This window comes from Streptococcus suis, from assembly GCF_029616525.1.
Lineage (GTDB): Bacteria > Bacillota > Bacilli > Lactobacillales > Streptococcaceae > Streptococcus > Streptococcus suis_AF.
In genome coordinates this window covers 161,359-172,635 of sequence record NZ_JANFME010000001.1, presented here as the reverse complement: position 1 = coordinate 172,635, position 11,277 = coordinate 161,359, and the positions used below count along the sequence as shown (strand labels likewise).

General features: G+C 40.9%; 10 protein-coding genes. 4 read left to right on the top strand and 6 right to left on the bottom strand.

Annotated features, from left to right (window positions below):
• Nucleotides 1–351: 351 nt before the first annotated feature.
• From rlmD to aroA, 5 genes are all read right to left on the bottom strand, one after another.
• The gene (gene rlmD, locus NOL38_RS00820) at nucleotides 352–1,989 is read right to left on the bottom strand and encodes a 23S rRNA (uracil(1939)-C(5))-methyltransferase RlmD (protein WP_277941102.1); all 1,638 of its coding nucleotides are present in this window, start codon (nucleotides 1,987–1,989) and stop codon (nucleotides 352–354) included.
• Nucleotides 1,990–2,055: 66 nt separating this feature from the next.
• Complete coding sequence (locus tag NOL38_RS00815) at nucleotides 2,056–3,378, bottom strand: LCP family protein (protein ID WP_277941101.1); 1,323 nt, start codon at nucleotides 3,376–3,378, stop codon at nucleotides 2,056–2,058.
• 11 nt (nucleotides 3,379–3,389) lie between these two features.
• Nucleotides 3,390–4,217, bottom strand: a complete 828-nt coding sequence (gene pheA / locus NOL38_RS00810) for a prephenate dehydratase (protein WP_277941100.1) — start codon at nucleotides 4,215–4,217, stop codon at nucleotides 3,390–3,392.
• A complete protein-coding gene (locus NOL38_RS00805) occupies nucleotides 4,208–4,699 on the bottom strand; it encodes a shikimate kinase (protein ID WP_277941099.1) in 492 nt (163 codons plus the stop codon). Before NOL38_RS00805 ends, pheA begins: the two co-directional genes overlap by 10 nt.
• An 8-nt stretch (nucleotides 4,700–4,707) precedes the next feature.
• Nucleotides 4,708–5,988: a 3-phosphoshikimate 1-carboxyvinyltransferase gene (aroA, locus tag NOL38_RS00800; protein WP_029176011.1), complete on the bottom strand. Its 1,281-nt coding sequence runs from the start codon at nucleotides 5,986–5,988 to the stop codon at nucleotides 4,708–4,710.
• Between the two features lie 212 nt (nucleotides 5,989–6,200).
• Here aroA and NOL38_RS00795 point away from each other — a divergent pair, with 212 nt between their 5' ends.
• The 4 genes from NOL38_RS00795 to aroB are packed head-to-tail and all read left to right on the top strand — an operon-like array spanning nucleotide 6,201 to nucleotide 10,268.
• The gene (locus tag NOL38_RS00795; RefSeq protein WP_277941098.1) at nucleotides 6,201–7,238 is read left to right on the top strand and encodes a 3-deoxy-7-phosphoheptulonate synthase; all 1,038 of its coding nucleotides are present in this window, start codon (nucleotides 6,201–6,203) and stop codon (nucleotides 7,236–7,238) included.
• Between the two features lie 9 nt (nucleotides 7,239–7,247).
• A complete protein-coding gene (locus NOL38_RS00790; protein WP_277941097.1) occupies nucleotides 7,248–8,273 on the top strand; it encodes a 3-deoxy-7-phosphoheptulonate synthase in 1,026 nt (341 codons plus the stop codon).
• Nucleotides 8,274–8,318: 45 nt separating this feature from the next.
• Nucleotides 8,319–9,188 (top strand): shikimate dehydrogenase, encoded by an 870-nt coding sequence (locus NOL38_RS00785; RefSeq protein ID WP_277941096.1) that lies wholly within the window; start codon nucleotides 8,319–8,321, stop codon nucleotides 9,186–9,188.
• A 12-nt stretch (nucleotides 9,189–9,200) separates the two neighbouring features.
• Nucleotides 9,201–10,268, top strand: a complete 1,068-nt coding sequence (gene aroB, locus NOL38_RS00780; protein ID WP_044755630.1) for a 3-dehydroquinate synthase — start codon at nucleotides 9,201–9,203, stop codon at nucleotides 10,266–10,268.
• 204 nt (nucleotides 10,269–10,472) lie between these two features.
• On the opposite strand, the gene NOL38_RS00775 is transcribed toward aroB, so the two are convergent.
• Complete coding sequence (locus tag NOL38_RS00775) at nucleotides 10,473–11,273, bottom strand: ABC transporter ATP-binding protein (RefSeq protein ID WP_002940641.1); 801 nt, start codon at nucleotides 11,271–11,273, stop codon at nucleotides 10,473–10,475.
• Nucleotides 11,274–11,277 lie beyond the last annotated feature (4 nt).

Sequence of the window (11,277 nt, the reverse complement as noted above, 5' to 3'; positions counted from 1 at the left end):
AAAAATTTTCTCACTCTGATACTTACCCACCATAAAGCAAAAAGCCTTGCAATCAAGGCTTTCATTATCCCTTTCGTTCAAAGGTTTCTAAGCTTTTACGAGCAGAGTTACACACTCCACGTGGATTGAAGTAATAGAAAAAGAAACATACAGCTTTATAACCAAAGTGGAGTATTGCTCCAAATGCATATAAAATACATAAAATTCAATAGCGGATATTAATTTAATTAATTATCACTATCAATAGAATATAAAAATAGCGTTGTTCTTATTTGAATAGAATCATATTTTTTATGTTGCCATTTCTATAATATCTATTTAGATTACAATTACCTATACCAAAACTTTCGATTATATCATACCGAAATATCTCAGTGCATCTTTGATTGTGTCTTCTTTTTCTTTTGGACAATTTGTGACATGTTGGTCACCGTCTGCTTTTCTAGATATATTATAATTTTCTCGTTCAATTAAATCATACTTGCGTTTTACTTGTGCAATGTACAAACTTGAAACTTTAAAACCAAACTTTTTCAAAACATGCTCTTTTATCTCTGAATATGTTGCGTCTTTTTTTATATTAATGGAACTAAAATCTTCCTCATCAATTTCAATGTTAATATGATGCTCAGCATCAAGTTTGGACAATAGTGCAACAGTCTCCACGTGATGCGTATTCGGAAATAAATCAGTCGGCTGTACCTTCGTCAATTTGTACCCCAATTCCTCATAAAGTTTAATATCACGCGCCATGGTTGCCACATTACAAGAGATATAGACGATTTTCACTGGTTTTACAGAAGTACTTGCTTTGATAAAACTTTCTGTTAAACCTTTTCGTGGTGGGTCGACAAAAATCACAGTCGGTTTGACTCCATCTGCCACCCATTTTTGCATAGCGGATTCTGCACTATCACAGACATAGGTAACATTATCAATCCCATTTCGAGCAGCATTCTTCTGACTATCAAGGACAGCCTTTTCAACGACTTCTACACCGTAAACATGCTTAACTTGTTTTGCAAAGGAGAGACCAATTGTCCCAATACCTGAATAGGCATCAATCACGACATCATCTGCCGACAATTCTGCAAAATCAATGGCGGTCTGATAGAGTTTTTCAGCCATTTCTGTGTTGACTTGATAGAAAGACGGTGCAGAAATTTCAAATTCATTGCCCAACATGGTATCTGTAATAATTTCACTGCCATGCAAAAGACGGAATTCTTGACCGAATATAGCATTGGTATTCTGGTCATTAATATTCTGAACGATAGAAACAAGATTTGGAAATTGGCTTGTCAGACGCTCAATAAGGGTTTCAACACGGAAAATCTTCGGACGAGTCGTAACTAAAACTAGCATCAACTGACCTGAATAATGACCACGACGAACAACAATATTTCTCACAAGTCCTGTCTGTTCTTTCTCATCGTAAGGCTTCAAGTCTAATTTTCTCAAGAGGTCACGTGTCGCTAGAACCAAGGCATCAATTTCCTTATCTTGAATGTAAAAATCCTCAATCGGAACTAAATCATGTGAATTTTTTCGGAAAAATCCTGTTTCTAACTGCCCATTCACACGACGAACTGGAACAGCTGCCTTATTACGATAAGCAAGAGGATTGTCCATTCCCAACGTATCTGCTACTGCTATTTCTGAAATGCCTGCAATCTTACGTAGACTATTCTCAACTTGTTTTTTCTTAAAAGCTAGTTGGGCTGGATAAGTGAGATGCCCCAAGTCAGCAATACCTGTTCTTAGATAGGTCAAATCCAAGTCCTGATTACGGTCTGATGAGAAGCTCTGCCATTGCTCCACCTTACCAAAACCAATATTTTTCTTAAGTTTTAAGATGCGCATGGAAATTTTCTCGCCTGGGAGAGCATTGTCTACAAAGAAGACAAAACCATCAATTTTTGCCACACCCTGCCCCTCATGTGTCAAATCTACAACTTCTACTTCGACAATATCGTTTTTCTTTAACATAATTCTACTTTCTATTTTTGGACCACTAAAAAAGTGACCGAAGTCACTTCTAGTATACCATATTTCTTAACGCAGGCCTAACTCAGCCAAGCGCTGCTGGTATTTTTCAAAATCAACACGAAGAGCCATACCACCATACATATCATAGTCGTCAATCCAGTCTCCATTTTCTGGGATTGTAATACGTTCGATACCATTTGCCGCATCCAATAGAAGGCCTGGTCCCTGTAGCCACATAAAGCTTTGTGGCACTGTTGTCGGAGTCATCGCCACAACCTTACCTATAGCTTCGGAGCCAGAGAATAGTTTCATTGGATTTTTAGCCTGTGTCATAACAGCAGATAACACTTCCTGTTGACGTCTCGTACGACCAAAATCACCTTCATCATCCGAACGATAGCGCGCGTAGTTAAGCAAGGTCTTACCATCCATCTGCTGTACACCGACCTGAATCGTTTGATAAGCAGGAGCATTTTCTTCCAGCTGTAAATCATTCGGCACTTCTACTGAGCTAACGACTTCACCATTAATAGTTGAAAACTGTGCATCAATCGTTACGCCCTCAGGGAAAAGTGTATCAATCGTTGTCGCAAAGGTTGCAAAATCGACCATCGCATAGTACTTGATATCAATGTCAAAATTATTCTTCAATGCCTTCCGAACTTCTTCAGCCCCTTGTTGATTATACTGTTCTCCCAAAGTATAGGCAGTATTGAGTTTATATTCATATCCCTCAATATCCACCAAGGTATCCCGCATAAAGCTAACAAGTTTGACTTTGTTATCTGTGTTATTCACATTTAGAACCATGATGGTATCCGTTCGAGTTTCACCTGAGCTTTCGCCAACACGACCATCTGTTCCCAAAATTAAAATATTTGTCCCATTCGATGTATCTACACCGTTGAAGACCTCAGCTACTGGCTTCTCACTCACGCTATTCATACCTTTGAAAAAACTATAGCCCATCGCTACAATCACTAACGCTATAGCAAGCAATACGAAACCAATAAAGCGCTTGAAACCACCCTTTTTACGTGCTTTTTTAGGTTTAGGTACTTTCGCTTTGGGCTCGATACGAGGAGACTGAAACCGTTGAGGTTTGGCTTGTCTTGTTTTTCTGGATTTACGTTCAGGATAGCGAGGCAACAGTTCCTCTTGCTCATCATCCTCTTCAAAATAATCTTCCTCGAAGTCATCTTCATAAGCCGTTGGTGTGAAGCTACGTAGAGATTGCCTTGGACTTCCATGCCGTTCTCTCAACTCTTTTTTATATAATAGATAATCCAACTCGCGACTTTCTTTGTCATTTAAGTAGTGGATATTTTTTTGCAAATAATCTAACCTCAATTGTTCATGATGGGTTAGGATATTATTGTTTTTATTCATCTGTCTTCATCCTAGCTGGTCATATAGACCAGGTAATTCCCTAGTACTTTATAGGTTATATCTAAACTAGTCAATTCTTTTTGAGAATAGGCTAATAATTCCTCAGACTGATTGTCAAGATCCAGTATGAAAAAATACTCACCCAAAGCCGTTTTCAGGGGTCGGCTTTCTATTTTTGTTAAGCTGATTCCTCTCCATGAGAAAACAGACATGGCCTTATACAAGGCTCCTGGCAGGTTATCTGGCAATGTCAGTGCAAGACTGACTTTTTTAGCTACTTGTTCCAGGGCAATAGACGGAGCCTTATCCCCCAAAATCCAAAAACGTGTAAAATTCTCGCTGATTTCCTGGATGTCTTGCGCAATTACTTCCAGTCCATATTCAACTGCTGCCGCTTGCGGAGCAATTGCCGCAAATGGTTTTTCTGGGTGTTCTGCCACAAAGCGAGCAGCATAGGCTGTACTAGCTGTTATTTCAATACGAGCCTGAGGAAAATGTTCAAGTAGGTATTTCTTCCCTTGTGCAATAGCCTGCGGATGAGAATAGATAACCTCTACAGCCTTATCGGTACTCGTGGCTAACAGTTGTTGGGCAATCGGTTGAACAATCTCTGCAACCGCATGAATCTCCGCCTGATGAAAGAGATAGTCAATCGTTTCATGAACACTACCTTCAATCGAGTTCTCTACTGGAATAACGGAATAGGTAACTTCCCCCGTTTCGTAGGCCTTGATAACCTCTGTAATCGTTTCAAAAGCCTGCAAATCCGCAGTCGGAAAGGCCTGCTGGGCCACTTGATGTGTAAAAGAACCACGAGGTCCTAGATAGGCTACTTGCATAAAATTTTCCTTGCTACTTGTTCTGGATTCAGTTTATCTGTATCAATTACAGTATCGGCTAAACCTTGATAAAGTGCCATTCGTTCACGATAGAGGGCTTCAAATTCTTCCTTACTACACTGCAAAAAGAGAGGTCTTTGCGATTGGCTATCCTTACTAATTCTCTGATAGGAAACTTCAAAGGAGGCAGTAAGAAGTACATTGTTCTCCCTATTTGCCAACAGCAATTCCCTGTTTACTTCAGATTTAATCACCCCACCACCAGTTGACACGATACAATTACTAGGTAAGCCCAGCAATTCTTTCAGTACCTCTGTCTCCAGTTGTCTAAACGAAGCCTCTCCTTCAAGACTGAAATAGTCAGCAATAGGCATACCAATCCGTTCTTCAATGATATGGTCCATATCGTAAACTGGGAGATTTAACAAATGTGCTGTTGTTGTTTTTCCAACTCCCATAAATCCAAGTAAAACGATTGGCATACGTTCTCCTAATCCATCAAACTATTTAAGTGTTCAAAGAAGGCAGGATAGCTAGTATTGATAGCTTCTGCTCTTTCCAATACAACTTCTCCATCTTTGGCCAACAAGGCGGCAATGGTAGTCATCATACCGATACGGTGGTCACCAAATGTATTGATTTCAGCACCATGTAAAGCAGTTGGTCCGTGAATAATCATACCATCTTCTGTTGGTTCAATAGTTGCTCCCATACTATTTAGAGCATCTGCAACAACCTGAATACGATCCGTTTCTTTAACTTTCAACTCCTCAGCATCACGAATAATCGTTGTTCCATGTGCTTGAGTCGCTAGTAAGGTAATAATTGGCAACTCATCAATCAAACGAGGTATCAATTCGCCTGCAATCTCCGTAGCCTTCAATTCTGACGTTTCAACTGTAATGGTTGCTGATTTTGCAAGTTCATCTATGTTAGAAAGGGTCATTTTTCCGCCCATAGCTTTAATAACATCTAGAATACCAGTCCGAGTTTCATTGATTCCCACATTTTCAAGGACAATTTTTGAACCTGGTACGATTAGGCCAGCAACCAACCAAAAAGCAGCACTTGAAATATCTCCTGGAACTGTAATCTCTTGGGCAATAAACTCCTGACCACCTTGGATGCGGATTTCCTTGCCATTGACTTCTAACTGTCCACCAAACTGGACAATCATATCTTCTGTATGGTTTCGAGTCAACTCTTTTTCTACGATGACCGACTCTCCCTCAGCCTGCAGGGCAGCAAAAATCAGAGCTGATTTTACTTGGGCAGAGGCTACAGGGAGTTGGTAGCGAATTGGTTTTAAATTCTTATTCCCTTTGATGGTCAACGGAGGTAGGTCACGTTCAGTTTGTCCAGAAATCTCTACTCCCATTTGACTGAGTGGAATAGTCACTCGGTCCATGGGACGTTTGGACAAGGAATCATCACCAAACATAGTCGCCTCAAAGTCTTGACCTGCCAAAACGCCTGAAATCAAACGAATCGAGGTTCCAGAATTTCCCATATCCAAATCATTTTTTGGTGCTTGAAGACCATCAAAGCCAACACCGTGTACTTCAACAATATCACCATTGTCTTCAATTTTTACACCCAAATCACGAAAGACCTGCATGGTTGACAAGACATCTTCTCCACGCAAAATATCGTGGACACGGGTAACACCTTTTGCAAGGGAACCAAAAATAATAGAACGATGACTGATTGATTTATCACCCGGAACTCGAATTTTTCCTTGTAATTTTTCTATATTTGTTCTTAATTTCATAACTCATACCTCGAAATAGTGTTAGACCTATTCTATCATATTTATTGAATATTTTCAGATTTTTTTTGGAAAATTATATCTAAATAAAAGCGATACTCAAAATCTACAGAAATTAAAGAAAGAATTTTCAGAATTTACTGTAATTTTTACACAAAATCATGAATATTGGTTTTAAATTCTTAAAAATAATGGTATAATTGAGAAATCTATAAATGAAAGAGGAAGACCTATTGTTTACACCAATCAGCGAAAAAATTGACATCAATCAAGTACGAGAACATTCAAAACTTTCTCCAGAAACACTTGCTAAAAAACAAGCTCGTGACCGTGAACTTGAAGCCATCTTAAAAGGTGAAGATGATCGTCTTCTCCTAGTAATTGGGCCATGTTCTTCTGACAATGAAGAGGCGGTCTTAGATTATGCTCACCGCTTGGCCAAGCTCCAAGAAGAGGTCAAAGATAAAATTTTCATGGTCATGCGCGTCTATACTGCCAAGCCACGTACCAATGGTGATGGTTATAAAGGACTCATGCACCAACCAGATACAGATGCTGCACCAAGCCTCATCAACGGAATCAAAGCAGTCCGTAACCTCCACTATCGTGTCATTACGGAAACAGGTTTAACTACTGCTGACGAGATGCTCTACCCTGAAAACCTGCCTTTGGTTGATGACTTGGTTTCCTACATCGCTATCGGAGCTCGTTCGGTTGAAAATCAGCAGCACCGCTTTGTAGCGTCAGGCATCGATGTTCCAACAGGCTTGAAAAATCCAACATCTGGCAACCTCAAAGTCATGTTCAACGGTCTTTTTGCTACTCAGAAGAAGCAATCCTTCCTCTTCAACAATACTGAAGTTGAAACATCTGGCAACCCACTTGCTCACGTTATTCTTCGTGGCGCAGTCAATGAAAATGGTAAATACCTACCAAACTATTACTACGACAATCTCTTGGAAACCATTGAGCTCTATGATCAATTTGGCTTGAAAAATCCATTCATCATCATCGATACCAACCATGACAATTCTGGGAAAAATTATTTGGAACAAATCCGTATCGTCCGTCAAACCTTAATCAATCGTGACTGGAACGAATCCATTCGTAACTACGTTCGCGGATTCATGATTGAATCCTACATTGAAGACGGTCGCCAAGACAATCCAGATGTCTATGGAAAATCCATCACAGACCCTTGCTTAGGCTGGGAAAAAACACAAGAACTCATCCGAGAAATTTACAACAGATAGGAAGATACTATGGGAATTCACAAACGTAGCACCAGTTTAGACATCGATAAAGTAAAGGAACTTTCCAAGTTAGAAGGAGAATTTCTAGCTGCAAAAAATCAGCGCGATGAAGAACTGAAAAGAATTATCCGAGGCGAAGATGACCGTCTGCTCTTGATTATCGGTCCTTGCTCATCAGATAATGAAGAGGCTGTTTTGGAATATGCAACCCGATTGTCCAAACTTCAAGAAGAAGTCAAAGATAAAATCTTCATGGTCATGCGGGTTTACACAGCTAAGCCACGTACCAATGGGGAAGGCTATAAAGGACTGGTTCATCAGCCAGATACTTCTAAATTACCAGACCTTATCAACGGCATCGCTGCTGTTCGCAATCTGCACTACCGTGTCATCACAGAAACCGGCTTGACAACTGCAGATGAAATGCTCTACTCTGCCAACTACCCTCTGGTAGAAGATTTGGTATCCTACCACGCTATCGGAGCCCGTTCTGTTGAAGACCAAGAACACCGTTTCGTTGCCTCTGGTATTGATATGCCGACGGGAATGAAAAACCCAACTTCTGGTAATTTGACCGTTATGTTCAATGGTATCTACGCCGCACAAAACAAACAGAACTTTATTTACCGTGATGCAGAAGTTGATACAGACGGCAACCCTCTAGCTCATGCTATCCTTCGTGGTGCCAATACTGAAAAGGGCGGTTATGAGCCAAACTACTACTATGATATTCTCTTGAAAACCATCAAACAGTATGAACAATTTGGTCTTAAAAATCCATTTATCGTAATTGATACCAACCACGACAATTCTGGTAAAAATTACCTGGAACAAATCCGTATCGTCCGTCAAACCCTCATCAACCGTGATTGGAACGAATCCATTCGCAAGTACGTTCGTGGTTTCATGATTGAATCCTACTTAGAAGACGGCCGTCAAGATAGCCCTGAGGTATTCGGCAAATCCATTACCGACCCTTGCTTAGGTTGGGAAAAAACGGAAGCTCTGATTCGTGAAATTCATCAAACCGTCTAATTCTTTCCTTAATTTTTTATACGATAAATAATTTGGAGGTAAGCTATGAACATTGATGGTTACACTCGTCTTGCTGCCGTTGTTGCAAAGCCAATCAAACACTCCATCTCCCCCTTCATTCATAATCTGGCTTTTAAGGAAACAGGTGTAAATGGTGTCTATGTCGCTTGGGAAATTCCCGAGGAAGATTTGGCTGTAACGCTTGAAAATATCAAACGATATGATATGTTTGGTATCAACCTGTCCATGCCCTATAAGCAGGCTGTCATCCCTTATCTCGATAGCCTGACTGACTCTGCTCGCTTGATTGGTGCTGTCAATACCGTGATTCATAAAGATGGAAAACTAATTGGGCACAACACCGATGGCATTGGATTCTTCAAAAGTTTAGAAAAACTAAGAGGATTCCAAGTACGCAACAAGCGACTAACCATCCTAGGTGGTGGTGGTGCTTCTACTGCTATCATAGCTCAGGCTACATTGGATGGTGCAAAGGAAATTACCATTTTCTGCCGTCAACAAAGCTTGGAAAGAACACAGGCGAGTCTTACACCTATTGCTCAAGCTACTGGAGTTCCCATGCAGGTCCTAGCGCTTGATGATAGCCAATTACTACAGGAACATATTACCAACTCCGACTTACTAGTCAACGGAACCAGTGTAGGCATGGATGGGTATTCTCAACCTGTTCCTTCTACCATTCGCTTTCCCGAAAATCTTTTGGTTGCGGATGTGATTTATCAACCATTCGAAACACCTTTAATGAAGCATGCCCAGTCACAAGGCAACCCTACTATTAACGGTTTGGGCATGCTCCTTTTCCAAGCGGCTGAAGCATTCCAATCCTGGACTGGTAAGGAAATGCCGACTGACTTGATTTGGGACCAATTAGTCCAGAAATACGACATCAAATAGAGAGGAAATCTGATGAAACTGACCGTCAATCTTCCCAACACTCCCTACGACATCCTTATCCAAAGAGGAAGTTTAGCACAGACAGGTGCATGGGTCAAAGAACTTTGGAAACCTCAGAAAATCGCCATTATTACAGATGACCACGTTGGCTCACTCTATCGCGAAACAGTTCAGTCAAGCTTAGAACAAGCTGGTTTTGAAACCATTGTTTTTGAATTTCCAGAAGGTGAAGCCTCAAAAAATCTTGATACCGTCAACCAGGCCTACGAATTTCTCGTAAAAAATGGTATGACACGAAGTGATGGAATCATTGCTCTCGGCGGGGGAGTCGTTGGCGATTTGGCAGGTTTTGTCGCTTCTACCTATATGCGTGGTATCCATTTCCTACAAATTCCAACCAGCTTGACTGCTCAGGTTGATTCCTCTATCGGGGGAAAAACTGGCGTGAACACCCCATTTGCCAAAAATATGGTGGGGACCTTCTGCCAGCCAGACGGCGTTCTCATCGACCCTGATACTCTAAAAACACTCGGCAAACGAGAATTGATTGAAGGAATGGGCGAGGTTGTCAAATATGGCTTAATAGATGATGTGGAGCTCTGGGAAACCCTAGACCAATTAGACGGCTCTGTCGAGAGCATTCTGGAGCATGCTGACTATATTATCTACCACTCCTGTGAAGTCAAACGCAAGGTTGTTGTCGAAGATGAATTAGACAACGGTGTCAGACTCTATCTCAACTTCGGTCACACGATTGGACATGCTATTGAAGCGACCGCTGGCTACGGCCAGGTCATGCACGGTGAAGCTGTTGCCATCGGTATGGTACAAATCTCACGCGCAGCTGAGAAAAAAGGACTGATGCCAGCTGGTATGACAGAAAAGATTATCGCCATGTGTGAAAAATTCGGCTTGCCGACTACACACCAGCCTTGGAATGTAGATGAATTATACGCCGCCCTAACTCACGATAAAAAAGCACGTGGCAAGACCATCAAACTTGTCATCGTTCCTCAATTGGGACAGGCTGCCATCCATCAAATTCCAATGGAAGAAATGCTAGAATTTCTACAAGTATAGTCATTTAGTTGACTTTTACGTCGAAGTAAAAAAAGTCAACTAATACTCAATGAAAATCAAAAACAGACTAGGCGACGCAGATGCAGATAGAACTGAAGTTCATCAAATCAAGTCAACAACGTCTGATTTTGATTTTCGAAGAGTATAGATGACGATATAAGAAAAAAGACTATTGACTTGCATGAAATCAGTAGTCTTATTTTTTTATAAAATCATCTCATCGTCAGTTAGCTTTTCACCGCTGTTTTTGTAGAAAAGGTCCATCAAGTTTTGAACGGTCAAGTTCTTCTTCTCTTCTCCTTCTACATCGACAACAATCTGACCACGGTGCAACATGACCAAACGATTTCCATATTCAATGGCGTTTTCCATATTATGCGTAATCATCAGAGCTGTCAACTGGTGACTTTCCACGATTTTCTTGGTCAATTCCATAACCATATCGCTGGTTTTTGGATCAAGGGCCGCAGTGTGTTCGTCCAAGAGCAGAACCTTTGGTTTAACCAGCGAAGCCATCATCAAGGTCAGAGCCTGACGTTGACCACCTGAAAGAAATTGCGTGTCCACCTTCATACGGTTTTCTAGTCCCAGACCAAGCTCTTTCAAAGCTTCCTTGAAAATGGCACGTTCACTGTCCTTCACACCCCATCCAAGACCACGTGACAATCCACGACGATAGGCAATAGCCATGTTTTCTTCAATGGTCAATCGAGAAGCTGTTCCCATCTTTGGATCTTGAAATACTCGACTAATGTCCTTAGAGCGTTTGGCAGCTGATACATGCTTAATGGATTTACCTTCAAGCAAAATATCGCCCGAATCAACCGTCAAGGCACCTGCAAGTGAGTTCATGAAAGTTGATTTACCAGCACCATTACCACCGATGATAGAGATAAAATCACCTTCTTTTACATCTAAATTCAACCCACGAAGGACATGGTTCTCATTAACTGTTCCAGCTTCGAAGGTTTTATGAATATTTTGAATTGATAAAATTGTAGACATGACT

Coding starts and splice junctions, on each gene's coding strand:
- pheA (WP_277941100.1), bottom strand. CDS start 4,217: ATGCAAGTAGCCTATCTAGGACCTCGTGGTTCTTTTACACATCAAGTG.
- NOL38_RS00795 (WP_277941098.1), top strand. CDS start 6,201: ATGAAAGAGGAAGACCTATTGTTTACACCAATCAGCGAAAAAATTGAC.
- rlmD (WP_277941102.1), bottom strand. CDS start 1,989: ATGTTAAAGAAAAACGATATTGTCGAAGTAGAAGTTGTAGATTTGACA.
- NOL38_RS00785 (WP_277941096.1), top strand. CDS start 8,319: ATGAACATTGATGGTTACACTCGTCTTGCTGCCGTTGTTGCAAAGCCA.
- NOL38_RS00790 (WP_277941097.1), top strand. CDS start 7,248: ATGGGAATTCACAAACGTAGCACCAGTTTAGACATCGATAAAGTAAAG.
- aroA (WP_029176011.1), bottom strand. CDS start 5,988: ATGAAATTAAGAACAAATATAGAAAAATTACAAGGAAAAATTCGAGTT.
- NOL38_RS00815 (WP_277941101.1), bottom strand. CDS start 3,378: ATGAATAAAAACAATAATATCCTAACCCATCATGAACAATTGAGGTTA.
- NOL38_RS00775 (WP_002940641.1), bottom strand. CDS start 11,273: ATGTCTACAATTTTATCAATTCAAAATATTCATAAAACCTTCGAAGCT.
- NOL38_RS00805 (WP_277941099.1), bottom strand. CDS start 4,699: ATGCCAATCGTTTTACTTGGATTTATGGGAGTTGGAAAAACAACAACA.
- aroB (WP_044755630.1), top strand. CDS start 9,201: ATGAAACTGACCGTCAATCTTCCCAACACTCCCTACGACATCCTTATC.